The sequence below is a fragment of the Aeromonas sp. 159 genome (assembly GCF_963862045.1).
Classification (GTDB): Bacteria; Pseudomonadota; Gammaproteobacteria; order Enterobacterales; family Aeromonadaceae; genus Aeromonas; species Aeromonas veronii.
In genome coordinates this window covers 17,970-36,656 of the sequence record NZ_CAWLMI010000037.1, presented here as the reverse complement: position 1 = coordinate 36,656, position 18,687 = coordinate 17,970, and the positions used below count along the sequence as shown (strand labels likewise).

The following is an 18,687-nucleotide window of genomic DNA, read 5'->3' as shown; positions in this document are numbered from 1 at the left end:
ATTGGTGAGTGTGTCTTAGCCGCTATAATCGCCCACCATTTTTGCAGATGACGGGGGCCAGATGGGACGTAGTCGCGGATTTACCTTCAAACAGTTCCATATCAATCACGATCGCTGCGCCATGAAGGTGGGCACCGATGGCATTTTGCTCGGTGCCTGGGCGCCGGTCGAACAGGCGCGTCGAGTGCTCGATATCGGCACCGGCAGCGGCCTGATCGCCCTGATGCTGGCCCAACGCAGCAGATCTGACTGCCGTCTTGATGCGGTCGAGCTGGATATTAATGCGGCCAGTCAGGCGCGGGAGAATGTGGCTGCTTCTCCCTGGGCCGATCGGGTGACCGTCATAGAGAGTGCCATTCAGGATTATCAGGCCGCCCCTTACGATCTTGTCGTCTCCAACCCTCCTTATTTCGTGGCAGGCCAGTCATTTAGCGATCCGGCGCGGGCGTTGGCCCGCCATACCGGTGCCCTCGACAGCCACGCATTACTGGCGGCCTGCAATCGTTTGCTGAGCCCGAACGGGCAGGTGGCGCTGGTGCTGCCGACGGCGATGGCCGATGAAATTTTATGCATTTCGGCGAATTATGATCTGCATGGCATTTGTTATACAGCTGTTATCACCAGAGAGGGTAAAGAGGCAAATCGTGTTTTATTGCTACTTGGCAGAGGATTAAACAGGTGTGAGAGGGGTGAAATTGTGATCCATTCTGCTGATGGGGCCTATTCCGACAGATATATCCAACTGACCAAGCCCTTCTATTTGAAGATGTAAATTTCGTCTTGAACTATTTTTTCACGCCATTATGCTGGTTCAAGATCGAGCGCCCGCTCCAGACCAGCTAAAACCACTGGTTGCGATGAAAAAACATGCGGGGCTCTTTTTTTATACCCCCTGAACACACCCGGTCAGCGACCGATAAAAACTATAACAAGCAATAATTTACAAGACAGACGAGGTTGAACTTGACGAAATCACTCACATTGTCCGATGTACTCGGATTAGGGTTTATGACCTTCGCCTTCTACCTGGGCGCCGGTAACATCATTTTCCCGCCGTTGGCCGGTTACATGGCTGGTGAGCACCTCTCCCTGGCGATGTTTGGCTTCCTGGTCACTGCCGTGGGCCTGCCTCTGGTGACCATTCTGGCCGTGGCGAAAGCCGGTAACGGCTGGGCTGGCATGACCAAGCTGCTGCCTGCCGGTGTTGCGACTGCGCTGGCCGTTGCCATCTATATCATCATAGGCCCGGCCTTTGCCGCGCCCCGTACCGGCCTGGTTGCCTACGAGATGGGCCTCAAGCCGTTCATCGGTGACATGGGGCAAGCGGGTCTGGCGGCCTATACCGTGATCTTCTTTGGTGTGGCCATTCTGGTCTCCATGAACCAGGGCAAGCTGATGGACGCCATCGGCAAATACCTGACTCCGGTACTGATGCTGCTGCTGCTGACTCTGGCTATCGGGGTATTCGTAGCACCGCAAGGCTCCATGCCGGATGCGTCCGGTGACTATCAGAACAGCCCGTTTGTGAAAGGGATCCTGGAAGGCTACAACACCATGGACACCCTGGCGTCCCTGATGTTTGGCGCTCTGATCGTCGATCTGCTGCGCCAGAAAGGCATCAACGATTACAAGAGCCAGTTCAAGTATCTGGCCATTGCCGGCCTCATCTCTGCCGTTGGTCTGAGCGTGGTGTACGTATCCCTGTTCCAGCTGGGCAACACTGCGGCCGGTGTGGCGACCGATGTCAGCAACGGTGGCGCTATCGTCAACGCCTACGTACTGAGCCTGTTTGGTCAGCCGGGTCAGTTCATTCTGGCGGCCATCATCACTCTGGCGTGCTTTACCACTGCAGTCGGTCTGATCTCTGCCTGCTCTGATTTCTTCCACAATCTGACCGGCATGGCTTACAAGAAGCTGGTGGTGTTGCTGGGCGTTATCTGTGCCGTGGTGGCCAACGTGGGCCTGAGCCAGTTGATCAGCCTCTCCATTCCGGTGCTGGTTGCCATCTATCCGGTTGCCGTGGCGCTGGTGCTGGTCACCTTCCTGAAGGGTTACTTCGGCCGTCCCCGTCTGGTGTTCCGTGGCGTGTTGATGGTTGCCTTCCTGTTCGGTTGCCTGGATGGTCTGGGGGCTGCCGGTATGAAGATGGATGCGTTTGCCTTCCTGCCGCTGTTCGACAAGGGCCTCGCCTGGCTGATGCCGACCCTGCTGGCCTGCGTAGTTGGCGTGATGGTGCGTCCGACCGAGATGGCTGCCGAAGCTGCCTGATCGCACCCGATGTGATATTGCCAAGAGCCTGCCCCGTGCAGGCTCTTTTGTTTTCTATGAGCCTCGCTTCTCACCTCGCTTTGCGGCCGTAATTGTCACCGTATGCAGATAGCATCTGAGCAGCCGAATTTGGCCGCTATAACCCGTTCCCCTCTTCTTGCCTCCCATGCGCCACGTGTGACACCTGTTTATGGAGCGCCGAGTTGTTCGGCGATTAATTCCACAGCAGTAAATTGTTTCAAGATATTAATTGGTGATTGAGATCGAACTCCTCTTCTTTATGCTAAAGGTGGTGCGCCTCATCCGGTCTGCGGGCCGTGTGGGGGCGAGAGGTATTGTTACCGGTTATCTGCCAGGCAGTGGGTGCAATCAATAACAAGCTGATAAGGCAGATGAGGTTGAGTTTGACGAAATCATTGAAATTGTCCGACGTATTCGGATTGGGGTTTATGACGTTTGCCTTCTATCTGGGGGCTGGCAATATCATTTTTCCGCCGCTGGCCGGTTTTATGGCTGGTGAGCATCTGCTGGCCGCTATGTGCGGCTTTTTGCTAACGGCAGTGGGCTTGCCGCTGATCACCCTGATTGCGGTGGCCAAGGGGAGTTCGGGGGGCGGCGCGAGTGGCTGGACCGGAATGACCCGCTATCTGCCCGCCGGAGCGGCGACAGCGCTGGCCATCGCCATCTATATCATCATGGGGCCCGCCTTTGCCATTCCCCGCACCGGTCTGGTCGCCTACGAGATGGGGCTCAAGCCCTGGCTCGGCGATGCCGGTCATGAGGGGCTGCTGATCTACACCCTGAGCTTCTTTGCGCTGGTGATCCTGGTGGCGCTCGATCGGGGCAAGCTGCTCGATGCGGTCGGCAAGTACCTGACTCCCGCCCTGATGGCGATGCTGCTTATTCTGGCGGTCGGGGTCTTTATGACGCCGCAGGGCACCATGCCAGATGCCAGCGGTGAGTACATAGATGCAGCCCTGACCAAAGGAATGCTGGAGGGGTACAACACCATGGACACCCTTGCCTCCCTGATGTTTGGAGCCCTGATCATCGGGTTGCTGCGCCAGAAGGGGATCGAGGATTATCGCAGCCAGTTCAAATATCTGACCATCGCAGGCTTGATCTCGGCAGTTGGGCTGTCGGCGGTGTATGTCTCGCTCTTTCAGCTGGGCAACAGCGCCGGTGGGGTCGCAAGTGATATCAGCAACGGCGGCGCCATCGTTAATGCCTACGTCCTGAGTCTGTTTGGTCAACCGGGTCAGTTTATTCTGGCTGCCATCATCACCCTGGCCTGTTTTACCAGTGCGGTCGGCCTGCTCTGTGCCGGTGCCGACTACTTCCATGGCCTGACTGGCTGGGCCTATCGCAACTGGGTGATGCTGCTGGGGGCGCTCTGTGCAGTGGTGGCTAATGTGGGGCTGAGCGAGCTGATTGGCCTCTCCATCCCGGTGCTGGTGGCCATCTATCCGGTTGCCATCGCGCTGGTGCAGGTGACCTTCCTCAAGGGATGGTTTGCCCAGCCACGGCTGGTGTTTCGCGGTGTGCTGACGGTCGCCTTTCTGTTTGGTTGCCTCGATGGGCTGGGCGCTGCCGGTATGGCGATGGACGGCTTTGCCTTCCTGCCGCTGTTCGACAAGGGACTTGCCTGGCTGCTGCCGACTCTGTTGGCCTGCATTATCGGCATCTTGATGCGACCAAGCGGTAAGCTGGCTGCCGAAGCGGCTTGATTCTGGAACAACGAGATAGCAAAGAGGCCAGCATCTGCTGGCCTCTTCTGTTTCTGCCGGATCCGTTACCGGATCAGATTTGCGGGCCTGCCGGCTTGGGTTTGCCATCCAGACCATACCAGTGGGTTTCTACCCGTCCGGCATGCCACTCGAAGGTGCCCCAGGGCTGCTTGGCTTCCCAGCGCGGGAAGTTGATGAGCACCCGGTTATCTTCGTACTTGTAGAGGGAGGTGCTGATCTGAATGTCCGACAGGATCAACAGCAGGGCCCAGCAGATGAAAATCCATTTCAATGCTTTCCACATAGGGTTACTCGAAGCAGATTTCGATAGTGGCGCGACCGAAATCCGATTCGAACGGCATCATGATCTTGGTGCCATCGGCACGGTGGGTAATGGTGTGGTTGGGACCGGAGACGATGATGGGGGTCGCCATGTCAAACTCGTAGCCCTTCTCGCCCAGCATCCGCTTGGCACCGCCGGTCACCATGTTGGTGATTTCACCGACCATGTCGGTCACCTCTTCGTTGATGTTGGCGGGAGCTTCCCCCAGCATGCGGCGCATGATCTCCAGCGCCAGCCCCTTCTCGAAGCTGATTGAGAGGGAGCCACGGGTCTGCGGGCCGACCATGCCAATCAGGCCGGAGACGTCGCCGCGCGCCAGCTCATCCATCTTGCGTTTCGGTTTGCCCGGTTTGAGTTCCAGCTGTGCCATGGTCGAGAGCACATTGAGCAGGGATAGCAGGAACGGATTTACAAAATCAGCCTTCATGATGACTTCCTACAGTGGGCGTACAACGGGCACATTGGCCATGTGCCTCTATCGTCTTATTGGTAATAGTAAAACCATGCAAGTGGGCCTGCTCGGAAAACGCGCTATCGATCGCCGTATCGTGAAGCTCGACCACATCCCCGCACTCGTCGCAGATCAGCAACTGCATCGGGTGAGCGTGATCGAAGTGGCAGCAGAAGATAAACGCGTTGAGAGATTCCACCTTGTGAGCAAAGCCCTGTTCGAGCAAAAAATCGAGTGCCCGATAGACGGTTGGCGGCTTGGCATTGGCTTCGGTTTGTTGCAGCTGGGCCAACAAATCATAGGCGCTGATGGCGTTGCCGTGTGCCGCCAGCAGGCGAAATACCTGACGTCGGGTCGGGGTGAAGCGGATCCCTCGCTGTATACAGAGTCGTTCGGCTCGTTGTAAAAGTTGGTCTTGATTCATGATCGCGCAGATACCCTTTCTATTAGCCGGATACTATCACAGGGCCTCGCATGGCGCGGCGACAAAATTCATTTTCTGGGGCTGCTTCACGTTGTGATAAAATCCGCCCCTTTCTTTAGCCAACCCGGATGATTTTTATGCAGGCGCAGCGTTTTTCCATCGCCCCCATGCTGGACTGGACTGATCGGCATTGCCGTTACTTTCATCGACTGATGAGCCGCCAGACCTTGCTCTATACCGAAATGGTGACCACTGGCGCCATCATCCACGGCAAGGGGGATTATCTGGGTTACAGCGAGCAGGAGCACCCCATTTCCCTGCAGCTGGGTGGCAGCAATCCGGCCGATCTGGCGCGCTGTGCCAAGTTGGCCGAGGAGCGCGGCTATGACGAGGTGAACATCAACGTCGGCTGCCCCTCCGATCGGGTGCAAAACGGCCGTTTTGGTGCCTGCCTGATGGGTGAACCGGCGCTGGTGGCAGACTGCGTCAAGGCGATGCGCGATGTAGTCGATATTCCGGTGACGGTGAAGACCCGTATCGGCATCGACGATCAGGACTCCTACGAATTTCTGCAGGCTTTTATCGAACAGGTGCGCGATGCTGGTTGCGATACCTTCATCGTCCATGCCCGCAAGGCGTGGCTGAGCGGCCTGAGCCCCAAGGAGAACCGCGAGATCCCGCCCCTCGATTACCCTCGCGTCTATCGGGTCAAGCAGGATTACCCGGAGCTCACCATCGCCCTCAACGGCGGTGTCACCTCCATGGAGCAGACCCTTGAGCACCTGCAACACGTCGATGGCGTCATGATGGGGCGTGAAGCCTATCAGAACCCCTACATTCTGGCGCAGGTGGATAATCTGGTGTTTGGTCAGAACAACGCTGTGCCGAGCCGCCACGAGGTGGTGCGGATGATGCTGCCCTATATCGAGCAGGAGCTGGCCAAGGGCAACTACCTCTCCCACATGACCCGCCACATGCTGGGGTTGTTCCAGAATATGCAGGGGGCCCGCGCCTGGCGTCGTCACCTGAGCGAGAACGCCTGCAAACCGGGAGCGGATATTCAGGTGGTGCTGGATGCCATGGCCAAGGTGCCGGAGTTTGCCGCCAGCGAGCAGGGCGAATAACTCTCCTGTCAGGCAAAGCGAAAAAAGCGCGTCTTGTGACGCGCTTTTTTGATCGCTGTCGCTTCAATATCTGAACTGGTTGATCAGCCGCGAGAGATCCTGCAGCCGCTCTACCAGCAGGGTGATGCCATCGAGGGCCTGCCTGCTGTTGTCGGCGGTGTGGCTGGCCAGCTGGTGGATCTGGTGCACCCCTTCATCGAGGGTCGCCGTCACATCGGCCTGCTGACTCACCGCCTGGGCGATCTCGTCGCTGGTGCGGGTTACCTGCCCCAACATTTGGTTTATCTGGGTAAGCACATCGGCGGTGGTGCCCGCGTGCTGCTGGCAGCGCACCGAGGTCTGCGCCCCTTGTGTCATCCCGTCCGACAGCTGTCGTGTAGTCTGTTGCAGCGCCTGGATCATCTCGTGGATCTCGCTGGTCGAGGCTCGGGTCTTCTGGGCCAGCGCCCTCACTTCATCCGCCACCACGGCAAAACCGCGCCCCTGTTCGCCCGCCCGGGCGGCCTCGATGGCCGCATTGAGAGCGAGCAGGTTGGTCTGGTCGGCGATTTGACTGATCACCTCCAAAATGCCGCTGATCTTCTGGCTGTCGCTGGTGAGCTGGGCCAGCACGGCGTGGTTGGCATCCAGCTCCTGATGGAGTTGGTTGACGGCAGAACGGGTGGTCGCCAATGCTTGCAGCCCCTCGTCGGAGACCTGCTGTACCTCTATGACCAGATTGCTCGCCTCATGGGCACTGTGGGCCACATCGCGAATGGAGTGGCTCAGCTCGGTGATGGCGGTCGCCAGCTGCTCGCTGTGGGCGCGCTGCTGCTGCAGGTGGGTATCGATGGTCTGGATATTGCCCCGGTCATCTTCGGCTGCCTGCAGGATCTGCTGGTTGGTGTCGGCGCTGCGCCCGACCACGGCCTTGAGCTCGGCCTGCTTCATCCGCAGGGCCAGTTCGACGGCCGCCAGGGCGTCGCGCCGTCGGGTGTAGAGCACCTGACAGAGGCGGGTTCCCTTGTCTTGATCGGCAAGTGTGAGCAGATGAGCCAGCCGTTGCTGCAATCGCCAGCCGTGGATTGCCTGTGCCAACAGCAACAAGGCGGTGGGCAGCAGCCATAACAGGTTGCCGGTGGCAAAGGTAGCAAGGGTGGTGAGCAAGGCAGAAACGGAGAGCCAGAGGGTCAGCTGACCCGGTTCAAAGTGAAAGCGGCTCAGCCAGGGAAGCGCCTTGCCGCTGCGCAGCAGGCCATAGAGCTGCTCGGCCCAGGCCACATCGCTGGCGGCGGGTTTGGTGCGCACCGACTGGAACTCGACGATCTCCTTCTGCGCGTTGAGGATCGGGGTGACGTAAGCGTTTACCCAATAGAACTGACCGCTTTTGGCGCGGTTCTTGACCAGCCCCATCCAGCTTTTGCCCTGTCGCAGCCGCTGCCACATGTCGGCGAAGGCCACCTTGGGCATGTCGGGGTGTCGCACCAGATTGTGGGGAACCCCTTCCATTTCGGCCGCACCATACCCGGCCACATCACAGAAGTGCTGGTTGGCATAGGTAATGTGACTGGCGGGATCCGTGGTCGAGATGAGTGCGATGTTGTCGGGGAAGTGTATCTCCCCCTCCTGATGGAGTTTGGTCATGTGTCGTTCCTGAAAAAGCCAAATAACTGATAAATATATTTTTTATTGTCGTTCTCAGTTAATCATTCTAAGGCTCTTCAGTGACCCGAACTTGGCTTGGGTCAATTAATCAACACAATGAATTGATGAAGTGAGGGTCAGCTGGCTGGTGTGAAATCGTGAACTTCGCCGCTTCTCGGTTTAAAGCGCGGATCGCTATCTTTGTAGCTGCGCACCAGCTCCATCGTCTTGCAAAAGCTGGTCTGCTTGTCGTACTCCTGACGAGCCAACTCGATGGCCCGCTCGGCCCGGCGCCGCTCCATCTTGTCAGACTTGCGATCGCTGAATTGTTGCTGCTGGTGCAGCATCCAGCCGACAAACTCTTGCTGGCATTGGGATTCGCTGTTGGCCTGTGCGGGCAGGGTCCACAACAACGAGAGCAGTATCAAATAACGCATGTCTGACTGGGTATTGAAGATTAATTGAACAGAAGGGGCGGCATTTTAGGCTGGAAATCGTGGTGTGAACAGTATCAATAGCGAGGCCCAGCGGGGCCTCGCATCGTTGTGGCTGGTGTCAGTGTTTGACGAGGTACAGCTGGCGGCTGTAGGCCACATCTTCCGGGTTGTTGATGGGGTAGCCCTTGAGCCATGGCTTGATGAGTCGGGCATTGGTGTACTGGTAGATGGGGGCGATGGGGGCCTGATCCAGCAGGATCGCTTCCGCCTCGCCAAACAGCTTGCTGCGGCTGGCGGCATCCTGAGTGCTGGCAGCCTCTGCCAGCAGCTGGTCATAACGGGCATTGGCAAAGCCTGCCATATTGCCGCTGTGACGAGAGCCCCACAGGCCGAGGAACGCTGACGGGTCGTTGTAATCTGCGACCCAGGAGGAGCGGATCACCTCGAACTGACCGCTCTGGCGACTGTCGAGATAGGTTTTCCACTCCTGATTGGTCAGCTCGACCTCGGCGCCCAGCTTCTGCTTCCACATGCTGGCGATGGCCAGCGCCATCTTCTTGTGAATTTCCGCGGTGTTGTAGAGCAGGGTCAGCTTGAGCGGCTTGTCCGGGCCGTAACCGGCCTCCTTGAGCAGGGCCTTGGCCTTGCTGTCCAGCGCCGGTTGGCTGCTGGTGGAGAGCAGGTTGGCGGCCGGGGTGAAACTGGCGGTCACATCCGGAGTGAAGTGATAAGCCGGTTTCTCGCCAGTGCCGAGCACTTTGTCGGCGATCAGGGCGCGGTCGATGGTGTAGGAGAGCGCCTTGCGCACCCGCACATCGTTCAGTGGTGCCTGACGGGTATTGAAGGCGTAGTAGTAGGTGCCGAGCTGATCCGGGGTGTAGACCTCATTCGGGATCTGCTGCTTCAGCTTGTCGTACTGCTCCTTGGGGAAGGATTCGGTGATATGCAGATCGCCCGCCAGATAGCGGTTGGTGGCCGCGCTCTCCTGATTGATCGGCATGAAGATCACCTTGGTCAATACGGTATGGGCCCGATCCCAGTAATATGGGTTGGGGGTCAGCTCCAGCTTCTCGTTGACCACCCGGTTGTTCAGCACAAAGGCACCGTTGCCCACCAGTTTGCCGGGTTGAGTCCACAGGTTGCCGTACTGCTCGATGCTGGCCTGATGGAGCGGCGACAGGCTGGGGTGGCTCAGCAGGTTCAGGAAGTAGGGCACCGGTTGGGAGAGGGTCACCTGCAGGGTGTGGTCATCGAGGGCCTTGACCCCCAGCTCGCTGGCAGGCAATTTGCCAGCGACTATCTCGTCCACCTTGTCGAAACGGGCCAGTTGGGCAAACCAGGCGAAGGTGGCAGCCTCTTTCGGGTCGACCAGCTTGCGCCAGCCGTAGACGAAGTCGCCTGCCTTGACCGGATCGCCGTTGGACCAGCGCGCATCCGGGCGCAGATGGAAGGTAAAGAACTGGTTGCCCTTGTTTTCCCAGCTGGCCGCCACCCCGGCAACCGGTTTGCCATCCGGCCCCTGGGTCAGCAGCCCCTCGAACAGATCCCGCAGTACCTGCAACTCCGGCAGGCCGACCAGCTTGAGCGGGCTCAGGCTCGCAGGTTCATCCTTGAGGTGGCGAACGACAATCTGCTCGGCGGCGAGTTGTGTTCCGGCGGGAATATCGGCAGCCTGGACAGCAGCACAGCCCAGCAGGGCCAGCAAGGGGGTCCATCCTTTCATGGGTCGGATCCTTCAAATAGTGTGAAGCGGGGAGAAAACTCGGCGAGAAAATATCGCCGACAGATGGGAAATCATGATATCCCGTTTGCTGGTCTGACCGCCAGCATTCGACTCTCACTCCCAATCGGGGTAGAAGAGCGTTCCCGGCGTCTGTGCAGTTCAATGTGGTGAGGAGTGTCAAACGATGAAAGCATGGTTATTGCTGGCCTGTGTGTTGAGCCAGGGTGCCTGGGCGTTGGCCCCGTGCCAGAGCGACACGGCGGTGGGCAACTGGTGCGAGATCGGCATCGATGCCTTGCACCCGACTCAGGGGGGCGTCGGCCAGATCCAGGTCGATGAGACCCAGGCCACATTGGCGGGCATGAGCGCAAAGCAGCTCGACAAGTTGATGAAAAAGAAAGAGATCCCCGTGGTGATTGCGCCGGATGGCAGCTACTGGCTGGTGGACAGGCACCATCTCACCAAGGCGTTGTGGCAGCAGGGCGTCAAGGATGCCCGGGTCAAGGTGATTGGCCGCCTGCAGGACAAAGCCAACTTCTGGAGCCAGATGCAGAACAACCATTGGGCCTGGCTCAAGGATGAGAAGGGGCAACCGCTGACCCCGGAGCAGTTGCCGACCAGCATCGACAAGCTGCCTGATTACCCCTATCGCACCCTCGCCGGACTGCTGCAGAATGCGGGCTACTTTCGCAAGGACAAACAGGTCTATTTCGTCGAGTTTGCCTGGGCCAGCTGGCTCGGCAAGCAGATGCAGTGGATGCCGGTGGACAGCGCCAATCTGGCGGCCAGCCTGCAACAGGCCAAACGGCTCGCCTGCGGCAGCGATGCCAAGGATCTACCCGGTTATCCCGGCAAGCAGTGCAGCCTCAACCAGTCCAAAAGCGCGCAGTGAGTGGATGTGCGATGACGGCGTCCAGAGCATGCCGGAGATAACAGAGGGCGACCCTGGGGTCGCCCTTCTGCTGTCAGCTACTGGTTAGCGGTGGTCACTCATGGCGCTCCGCCCAGCGGGCAGCCGCCTGTTCAAGCAGGGCGACGTCACCTTGCTGGATCAGCGGTAGCAGATCGTTGACCTGTTGATCCGGCCAATCCCACCAGGCGAGGGCCTGTAGCCGGGCTATCTCCTCCTCGCCAAAGCGCATTCGCAGCATCCTGGCCGGGGTGCCCGCCACCATGGCATAGGGCGGCACATCCTGATTGACCAGCGAGCGGGCGGCGATGATGGCGCCGTCGCCGATGGTGACGCCGGGCATGATCATCGCCTCCATGCCGATCCAGACATCGTTGCCGATGCGGGTATCGCCGACAGGGCGGTAGCTGCGCTTGAGCGCCTCCAGATCAGCAAACGGATAGGTGCTGATGAAGGCAGTGTTGTGGGTGTGGTTGCCGCCCATGATGATCTTTACCCCGGCGGCAATTTGCACATAGTCGCCGATATGGAGCCGGTCGATATGCCAGAGCGGCTCCCAGCCGGTTTCCGGGCTGCGGCTGAAGGGATCGCCATGGAGGTAGCGCACCGCCACCTCTTCGAAGGGGCCATCCCAGGCACCCGAGTAGTAGCTGTGCTGCCCCTTGAGGCAGATATTGGGATTGGTCACCGTCAGGTGCAGGTATTCGACCTGCGACCAGTGTTGGCAGGTGTTCATGCTGGTACTCCTTTGCTGAATGGATCGGATGGGTTGCGTTCGCGTGAGCGAAGCTAATAGATCCAGACCAGCATGCGGGGCACGCAGAGCAGGGAGCAGCCCAGCATCTGCGGGAGGCGTGGTCGCATTGTGGGGCTCCAAAGAAGGGGGGAAGGGCGCGATCATAAGGTCGGGCGCCGGGTTTGCCAAGGTTGCGCAGAGATCCTGCACTAACCCTCTGGTTGATATTTATTCTCAATTAGCCATGATAACACTCCCACCATGACGGACTCGGGAGAGCGAGATGACACCGCAAAGTTGGCAACGATACATGCTGGAGGCGGAGCGTGCCTGGCAGGCCGGTTCGCTAGGGGCGGCGATCTGCTTTTATCAGCAGGCGCTGGGGGATGTTTACGAGATGACCCAGGTCGAGTTGACCGAACTGGCCACCATGCGAGTCGCCACCTGCCACCGGCTGGCCGACTTCTGGCGGGCGATGGATGAGCCGACTTACGAGCTGCGCTACCTGAAGCTCGCCTCCGAGCTGGTGACGGCGCTGGTGCCACAATGCCCCAACCGGGAGTGCGAGGCACTGATCAGCGAGTTGGGTTGCTGTCGTGGAGCCCTGCTCGCCTTTCTCAAGCGTCACCCCAATCCGGAAATTGCCCGGCTGATCCAGCTGCAGGACAAGGTGCAGGGCTGCGAGCTGATCGGCCGTTTTCGACTCAACTGACTGGCGTTGAGCGGCAGCTCAGCTCCGCCGTTTGAGTTTCTGGGCGATCCGTTGTTGCGCCTCTTCCCCTTGCAGTGCCTGGGCGAAGGCGCGCGCCTCCAGATCGATGACAAAGTGCACCGCCTGTTTAAGCTCCTGTTTCAGCAGCGCCTTGCTCTTTTGTAGCGCTCTGGGCGGTTTGGCCGCCAGCTTCAGCCCCTGCTCGCGGGCAAAGGAGAGCACTCCATTGGCCGCCACCACCTTGTTGGCGAGCCCGAATCGCAGCGCCTCCTCGGCATCAATCGCCTCGGCCAGCAGCAACAGCTCCGCCGCCTTGAGGTGCCCCACCAGACGCGGCAGCAGCAGGCTGGAGGCAAACTCCGGCACCAGCCCCAGCTCGACGAAGGGGAGCTGCAAGCGGGCGTTATCCGCCAGATAGACCATATCGCAGTGCAGCAGAATGGTGGTGCCAATCCCCACTGCCGGGCCCGCAACGGCGGCGACCACAGGTTTGGGGAAGTCGGCAAGGGTGTGGAGGAACTGCAGGATGGGGTCGTCGGGCTCCAGCGAGCTCTTGCCCATAAAGTCGGCCAGATCATTGCCCGCGGTAAAGCAATCCTGCTGCCCCTGCAACAGCAGGACATGCACCTCCTCATCGGCTGCCGCCTCTCGCAGCGCTGCCACCAGTTGCTTATAGAGCTCGGTATTGAGAGCGTTGCGTTTGTCGGGGCGGTTGAGGGTCAGGGTGAGCAAGCCATCCTGCTGCTCGGCAATGAGAATGGGGGCCATGTCTAAATCCTTGTTATTGAAAGGTGCAAAAAAGGTTGCTGCTGGGGTAACCTTGGCGCCGTTTAACAACATCATAAAAGGATTTCAACCATGTTTAAACGTGCGTTTTATTCTCTGCTGGTTCTGGGTATGACGGCGCCTGCACTGGCCAAGGTCGAGGCTGTCGACGGTTATGTTCGCCTGTTGCCGCCGGGCTCCCCCAACACTGCCGCCTTTATGGTGCTGAAGAATGACGCCGACCAGCCGGTCAAGCTGGTGGCGGCGGCTTCTGCTGCGGCCGGGCGTGCCGAGCTGCACACCCACCTGCACGAAAATGGCGTGATGAAGATGCGTCAGGTCGAGAATATCGAGATCCCGGCCAAGGGCGAAGCGGTGCTCAAGCCGGGCAGCCTGCACATCATGCTGTTCGAGGTGGGCACGCTCTCCGAGCAGACCCCTTTCCCGCTCACCCTCACCATGGATGATGGTCAGAAGCTGGATCTGTCACTGCCGGTGAAGCCGATTGAGCCGATGGCCGAGATGAAGCATATGAAGCACTGACATTTGTCGTCGTTTGTTCAGGATTGACGCTGGGTATTTTGGCTGCACCGAGTAAAATAGTGCTCTTTTCCATGTATGCAAGAGGAAGTGACGTAATGAAAAAGACGCTGATTGCCGGTTTTGTGCTGGCTCTGTGCTGCCAGAGTGCCATGGCCGCTGACGACTGGCGTTTTGCCGCCGGTGCCGACGTATGGGCAGCCAAGGGCAGTGGTCAGGCTTATGGCACCAGTGCCGATGGCAGCTATGACGACAGCTACAACTGGAACGGCTATCTGCAACTGGAACACGGCATCATCTTCCTGCCGAACGCCAAGTTTGAAGTCTCCGATTTCAGCACCTCCGGTGGCAACTTCAAGAACGATCTGACAGCCTACGATCTGAGCCTCTACTACCGTCTGTTCAACAACGATCTGTTCAAGATCGATCTGGGTATGACCGGCCGTCACTACGATGGCGAGCAGGTCTACTTCGGTCGCAAGGGTTATGACGAAGATACCCTGATGGCCTATGCCGGCAGCGAAGTGAAGATCCCGGGCACCGGCATCGCCTTCTTCGGCGATCTGCGCACTCATGATGCGGACAACTATGACTACCGTCTGGGTGGTTCCTACAAGTTCTCTTCCATGCCGATCAAGCTGCGTGCCGGCTGGCGTGAAGCCAAGGTCGACTTCGCCAATATCGATCAGTCTGTCGATGGCTGGTTCATGGGCGGCGAATTCACTTTCTAATCTGACCGTCAACTGACGACGAGGAGCGATAATGGGCCACATCATAGTGACAGGTGCCGGTTCTGGTCTCGGCCGGGCGCTGACCATAGGTCTGGTTGAGCGGGGCTATCAGGTCTCCATGATGGGGCGCCGTTATCAGCGACTGCAGGAGCAGGAGCAACTGCTCGGCAGCGCGGTGATCGGCATCGCTGCCGATCTGGCGCACCATGAAGAGGTCGACGTCGCCTTCGCTGCAGCGGTGGAGTGGGGCGGGCAGCCCGACATGGTGATCCACTGCGCCGGGGTGGGCGAGTTTGGCCCGGTCGGTGTCTACACCGCCGAGCAGATCCGCCGGGTGGTGGAGAGCAATCTCATCTCCACCATTCTGGTGGCTCAGCAGACGGTGCGGCTTATCGGTGAGAAAGGCGGAGTGTTGGCCAATGTGCTCTCCTCCGCCGCTCAGGTGGGCAAGGCTAACGAGAGCCTCTACTGCGCCTCCAAATGGGGGATGCGCGGCTTTCTCGAATCCTTGCGCGCCGAGCTGAAAGGCTCGCCACTGCGGCTGGTCAACCTCTACCCGAGCGGGATCCGCAGCGAATTCTGGGACAACTCGGATCACGTGGACCCGAGTGGCTTCATGACTCCGGAAGATGCGGCGGCCTATATGCTCGACGCACTGGAAGCCAGAAGCAGCTGCCACGTGACCGACCTCTTTATTGGTCGCAATCCCTGAGGCAACCCTTCATCCGGTTGCCGTCGTCAGCACACAGAAACAAAAAGCGCGCCAAATGGCGCGCTTTTTTATATCGGCAAGAGGGCGGAATTAACGGCCCAGCTTGGCCTTGAGCATGGCGATGATGTCGCCAATGGCCACTTCCTGCTTCTCGCCGGTGCGGCGGCACTTGTACTCCACCACGCCGTTGTCCAGACCGCGATCGCCGATGACGATGGCGTGCGGGATGCCCAGCAGCTCCATGTCGGCGAACATCACGCCCGGGCGCTCTTTACGGTCGTCGAACAGCACGTCCACACCGGCGGCTTTCAGCTCGGCGTAGAACTGTTGTGCCTGCTCGGCCACGCGCTCGGACTTGTGCATGTTCATCGGCACGATGGCCACTTCGAACGGGGCGATGGCGTCCGGCCAGATGATGCCGTACTGGTCGTTGTTCTGCTCGATGGCGGCAGCAACCAGACGGGAAACCCCGATACCGTAGCAACCCATCTCCATGGTGACGGACTTGCCAGCTTCGTTCAGCACGCTCGCCTTCATCGCTTCGGAGTACTTGGTACCCAGCTGGAAGATGTGGCCCACTTCAATACCGCGCTTGAGCAGCAGCTTGCCCTGGCCACACGGGCTCGGGTCGCCTTCTACCACGTTGCGCAGGTCGGCAACTTCATAGGTAGCGATGTCGCGATCCCAGTTGGCACCGGTCAGGTGGAAGCCAGTTTCGTTGGCGCCGCAGACGAAGTCCGCCAGATGGGCAGCGCTGCGATCGACGATGATGCGACCGGCAAAGCCGACCGGGCCGATGGAGCCTGCGTCGCAACCGGCGGCAGCTTTGATCTGCTCGTCGTTGGCGAAGGTCAGCGGGTTGGCTACGCCAGCCAGTTTCTCGGCCTTGATCTCGTTCAGCTCGTGGTCGCCACGCAGTACCAGCGCAATAACGGCCTGCTTGCCGTGCTCATCTTCCTCTGCCAGTACCAGCAGGGTCTTGGCGATGGCGGTCGGAGCCACGTTCAGGAAGGCAGCCACTTCGTCGATAGTGTGGACGTTCGGGGTGGCAACCTTGGTCAGGGCTGCGGTGGCGGCAGCGCGCTCGCCAGCCGGTGCCAGCGCTTCGGCCATCTCGATGTTGGCGGCGTAATCGGAGCTATCGGAGAAGGCGATCAAGTCTTCACCGCTCTCGGCCAGCACCTGGAATTCGTGGGAACCGGTACCACCGATGGAACCGGTATCGGCCTGCACCGGACGGAAGTTCAGGCCCATGCGGGTGAACGCCTTGCAGTAGGCGGCGTGCATCTTCTCGTAGGTATCGACCAGAGATTCCTTGTCGATGTGGAAGGAGTAAGCATCCTTCATCAGGAATTCGCGGCCACGCATCACGCCGAAACGGGGGCGTACTTCGTCGCGGAACTTGGTCTGGATCTGGTAGAGGTTGAGCGGCAGCTGCTTGTAGCTGTTCACTTCGTAACGCACCAGCGCAGTGATCACCTCTTCGTGGGTCGGGCCCAGCACGAAGGGACGGTTGTGGCGGTCGGTCAGACGGCACAGCTCGGGACCGTAGTCATCCCAGCGGCCGGACTCCTGCCACAGCTCGGCGGGTTGTACCACCGGCATGGAGACTTCGACGGCACCAGCATTGTTCATCTCTTCGCGAACAATGTTCTCGATTTTCTTCAGTACCCGCAGACCGGTTGGCAACCAGGCATACATGCCGGAGGCCAGTTTACGGATCATCCCGGCGCGCAGCATCAGCTGGTGGCTGACAACTTCAGCGTCGGAGGGGGTTTCCTTGAGAGTGGAAAGCAGATATTGGCTGGTACGCATCGCGGTAGACCTTAGCTAGAACGGGCGCGGGGCCCAGGATAATTTCAAGGGCGGAATTTTAACAGGCTGGGCGTTGCGGCCCAAGGGCTAAATTTGCCGCAACCCGAAAGGTGGCCACGCCCGTCAGATAGCCTAGGGTAATGACCATTGCAACAAGCAGGCTTTTTATGCCTGCAATTTGGCCGGATCTCCGCTAAACTCTGCCACCTTTTCTCGATGGGCATGGTTTTGCCGCGTTCATCACCCCCCATTTTTAGTACTTTTGGAGCCGCTCATGCCGTTAGTGGGACATCAACACCAGATCGAGATCCTGGAACTGACCGACAAAGGAGATGGCAAAGGACGCCTGTTCGATCGCCCCCTGTTTGTCGAAGGTCTGCTGCCCGGTGAGCAGGCGCTGGTGGAGCTGACCGAGGTCAAGCCGAACTATCTGCACGGCAAGGTTGCCGAGCTGCTCCAGCCCTCCGCCGATCGGGTTGCCGATTTCTGCCCCAACACCGAGTGTGGTGGCTGTCAGGTACGTCCGCTGGCCTATCCGGCCCAGCTCAAGCTCAAGCAGGCACTGGTGCAGAGCGCACTGGAGCAGGTCGGGCTGGGTGACACGCCGGTCAAGGATATCCTTGGCATGGAAAGCCCGTTCGCCTATCGCAACAAGGCGCAATATGCGGTGCGTGGCTGTGACGCCGGTGCCGAGATCGGTTTTTATCGCAAGCACTCCCACGATCTCATCACCGCTGATGACTGTGCGGTGCAGGATCCGCTGCACGTCGAGCTCAACGCCCGGGTGCGCAACTGGATGCGCGCGCACGACATCGCCGCCTATGACGAAGTAAACCACAGCGGCTGCGTGCGTAACCTGATGACCCGCAAGGGCTTCAAGAGCGGCGAACTGATGGTGGTGCTGGTGACCCTGGGCGAGGAGCTGCCGTTCGAAGCCGAGCTGCTGGCGAGCTTAAGCGATCTGCCTATCACTACCCTGGTGCAGAACATCAACGATGAGCGCACCAACCGCATTCTGGGCGCCACCAACCGGGTGCTGCTCGGCGAAGGGGTGATCCGCGACAAGATCCACGAACTCGAGTTCGAGATCTCGCCGCTCTCCTTCTTCCAGAACAACCCGACCCAGACCGATGTGCTCTACTCCAGCGCCCTCGAGTATGCCGAGCTGACCGGTAACGAGACAGTGTTCGACATCTATTGTGGTATCGGCACCATCTCCCTGTTCCTGGCTGGCAAGGCCGCCAAGGTGGTGGGGATCGAGTCGGTGGAGAGCGCCATCAGCGATGCCCGTCGCAACGCTGCCCTCAACGGCATCGAGCACACCGAATTCCACGTCGGCAAGGCGGAGCAGCTGATGCCCGAATTGCATGCCCAGGGCGTGACCGCTGACGTGGTGGTAATGGATCCGCCGCGCAAAGGCTGTGACAAGGCGGTGCTGCAGACCCTGGTCGCCATGGCGCCCCGTCGTCTGGTCTATGTCTCCTGCAACCCGCAGACCCTGGCCCGCGATCTCGCCTGGCTGGTCAAGCAGGGCTTCGTGCTGGATGAGGTGCAACCGGTCGATATGTTCCCGCACTCCATGCATGTGGAAGCGGTTGCCCGCCTGAGCCTGCCTGCCAAGGCATAAGTCGCCCCCGACTCTTGTC

General features: G+C 59.4%; 19 protein-coding genes. 10 read left to right on the top strand and 9 right to left on the bottom strand.

Going from position 1 to position 18,687, the window contains the following annotated elements:
- The first annotated feature begins 61 nt into the window (after positions 1-61).
- The 3 genes from AACR14_RS07685 (at position 62) to brnQ (AACR14_RS07675) (ending at position 3,995) form a co-directional block, all read left to right on the top strand.
- Positions 62-772, top strand: coding sequence for a tRNA1(Val) (adenine(37)-N6)-methyltransferase (locus tag AACR14_RS07685; RefSeq protein ID WP_019445730.1), 711 nt, complete (start codon positions 62-64; stop codon positions 770-772).
- 191 nt (positions 773-963) lie between these two features.
- Complete coding sequence (brnQ, locus tag AACR14_RS07680; protein WP_005335813.1) at positions 964-2,268, top strand: branched-chain amino acid transport system II carrier protein; 1,305 nt, start codon at positions 964-966, stop codon at positions 2,266-2,268.
- Between the two features lie 449 nt (positions 2,269-2,717).
- Entirely contained in the window at positions 2,718-3,995 is a 1,278-nt protein-coding gene (gene brnQ, locus AACR14_RS07675; RefSeq protein ID WP_019445728.1) for a branched-chain amino acid transport system II carrier protein, read from the top strand.
- Positions 3,996-4,068: 73 nt separating this feature from the next.
- Here brnQ (AACR14_RS07675) and AACR14_RS07670 read toward each other — a convergent pair whose 3' ends face one another.
- The 3 genes from AACR14_RS07670 to zur are packed head-to-tail and all read right to left on the bottom strand — an operon-like array spanning position 4,069 to position 5,213.
- Positions 4,069-4,299 carry a hypothetical protein gene (locus AACR14_RS07670; RefSeq protein ID WP_026034968.1) on the bottom strand — a complete coding sequence of 77 codons (231 nt, stop codon included), beginning with the start codon at positions 4,297-4,299 and terminating at the stop codon, positions 4,069-4,071.
- 4 nt (positions 4,300-4,303) lie between these two features.
- On the bottom strand, positions 4,304-4,765 hold the full coding sequence (locus AACR14_RS07665) for a chemotaxis protein CheX (RefSeq protein ID WP_005335807.1): 462 nt from the start codon (positions 4,763-4,765) through the stop codon (positions 4,304-4,306).
- Complete coding sequence (zur, locus tag AACR14_RS07660; protein WP_005335805.1) at positions 4,755-5,213, bottom strand: zinc uptake transcriptional repressor Zur; 459 nt, start codon at positions 5,211-5,213, stop codon at positions 4,755-4,757. Before zur ends, AACR14_RS07665 begins: the two co-directional genes overlap by 11 nt.
- 137 nt (positions 5,214-5,350) lie before the next feature.
- Between zur and dusA the strand changes: the two genes are divergently transcribed.
- Positions 5,351-6,337, top strand: a complete 987-nt coding sequence (dusA, locus tag AACR14_RS07655; RefSeq protein WP_019445726.1) for a tRNA dihydrouridine(20/20a) synthase DusA — start codon at positions 5,351-5,353, stop codon at positions 6,335-6,337.
- Between the two features lie 63 nt (positions 6,338-6,400).
- Here dusA and AACR14_RS07650 read toward each other — a convergent pair whose 3' ends face one another.
- The 3 genes from AACR14_RS07650 to AACR14_RS07640 form a co-directional block, all read right to left on the bottom strand.
- Positions 6,401-7,960, bottom strand: coding sequence for a methyl-accepting chemotaxis protein (locus tag AACR14_RS07650; protein WP_019445725.1), 1,560 nt, complete (start codon positions 7,958-7,960; stop codon positions 6,401-6,403).
- 137 nt (positions 7,961-8,097) lie between these two features.
- Positions 8,098-8,397 carry a hypothetical protein gene (locus AACR14_RS07645; protein ID WP_005335795.1) on the bottom strand — a complete coding sequence of 100 codons (300 nt, stop codon included), beginning with the start codon at positions 8,395-8,397 and terminating at the stop codon, positions 8,098-8,100.
- 118 nt (positions 8,398-8,515) lie between these two features.
- Positions 8,516-10,120 (bottom strand): peptide ABC transporter substrate-binding protein, encoded by a 1,605-nt coding sequence (locus AACR14_RS07640; RefSeq protein WP_019445724.1) that lies wholly within the window; start codon positions 10,118-10,120, stop codon positions 8,516-8,518.
- Between the two features lie 184 nt (positions 10,121-10,304).
- Here AACR14_RS07640 and AACR14_RS07635 point away from each other — a divergent pair, with 184 nt between their 5' ends.
- The gene (locus AACR14_RS07635; protein WP_019445723.1) at positions 10,305-11,012 is read left to right on the top strand and encodes a ParB-like protein; all 708 of its coding nucleotides are present in this window, start codon (positions 10,305-10,307) and stop codon (positions 11,010-11,012) included.
- 94 nt (positions 11,013-11,106) lie between these two features.
- Here the strand turns inward: AACR14_RS07635 and AACR14_RS07630 are convergent, their stop codons facing one another.
- Positions 11,107-11,766, bottom strand: coding sequence for a CatB-related O-acetyltransferase (locus tag AACR14_RS07630; RefSeq protein WP_019445722.1), 660 nt, complete (start codon positions 11,764-11,766; stop codon positions 11,107-11,109).
- Between the two features lie 283 nt (positions 11,767-12,049).
- Between AACR14_RS07630 and AACR14_RS07625 the strand changes: the two genes are divergently transcribed.
- Positions 12,050-12,478 carry a DUF2753 family protein gene (locus AACR14_RS07625; protein ID WP_005335785.1) on the top strand — a complete coding sequence of 143 codons (429 nt, stop codon included), beginning with the start codon at positions 12,050-12,052 and terminating at the stop codon, positions 12,476-12,478.
- A gap of 18 nt (positions 12,479-12,496) precedes the next feature.
- On the opposite strand, the gene AACR14_RS07620 is transcribed toward AACR14_RS07625, so the two are convergent.
- Positions 12,497-13,246: an enoyl-CoA hydratase-related protein gene (locus AACR14_RS07620; RefSeq protein WP_019445721.1), complete on the bottom strand. Its 750-nt coding sequence runs from the start codon at positions 13,244-13,246 to the stop codon at positions 12,497-12,499.
- A 90-nt stretch (positions 13,247-13,336) separates the two neighbouring features.
- Between AACR14_RS07620 and AACR14_RS07615 the strand changes: the two genes are divergently transcribed.
- From AACR14_RS07615 to AACR14_RS07605, 3 genes are all read left to right on the top strand, one after another.
- Positions 13,337-13,786 carry a copper chaperone PCu(A)C gene (locus tag AACR14_RS07615; protein ID WP_005335782.1) on the top strand — a complete coding sequence of 150 codons (450 nt, stop codon included), beginning with the start codon at positions 13,337-13,339 and terminating at the stop codon, positions 13,784-13,786.
- Between the two features lie 95 nt (positions 13,787-13,881).
- Positions 13,882-14,514 (top strand): TIGR04219 family outer membrane beta-barrel protein, encoded by a 633-nt coding sequence (locus tag AACR14_RS07610; RefSeq protein ID WP_019445720.1) that lies wholly within the window; start codon positions 13,882-13,884, stop codon positions 14,512-14,514.
- A gap of 31 nt (positions 14,515-14,545) precedes the next feature.
- Complete coding sequence (locus AACR14_RS07605) at positions 14,546-15,226, top strand: SDR family oxidoreductase (RefSeq protein WP_019445719.1); 681 nt, start codon at positions 14,546-14,548, stop codon at positions 15,224-15,226.
- A gap of 90 nt (positions 15,227-15,316) precedes the next feature.
- Here AACR14_RS07605 and AACR14_RS07600 read toward each other — a convergent pair whose 3' ends face one another.
- Positions 15,317-17,041 (bottom strand): proline--tRNA ligase, encoded by a 1,725-nt coding sequence (locus tag AACR14_RS07600; RefSeq protein WP_019445718.1) that lies wholly within the window; start codon positions 17,039-17,041, stop codon positions 15,317-15,319.
- A 274-nt stretch (positions 17,042-17,315) separates the two neighbouring features.
- Between AACR14_RS07600 and rlmD the strand changes: the two genes are divergently transcribed.
- On the top strand, positions 17,316-18,668 hold the full coding sequence (gene rlmD / locus AACR14_RS07595) for a 23S rRNA (uracil(1939)-C(5))-methyltransferase RlmD (protein WP_019445717.1): 1,353 nt from the start codon (positions 17,316-17,318) through the stop codon (positions 18,666-18,668).
- Positions 18,669-18,687 lie beyond the last annotated feature (19 nt).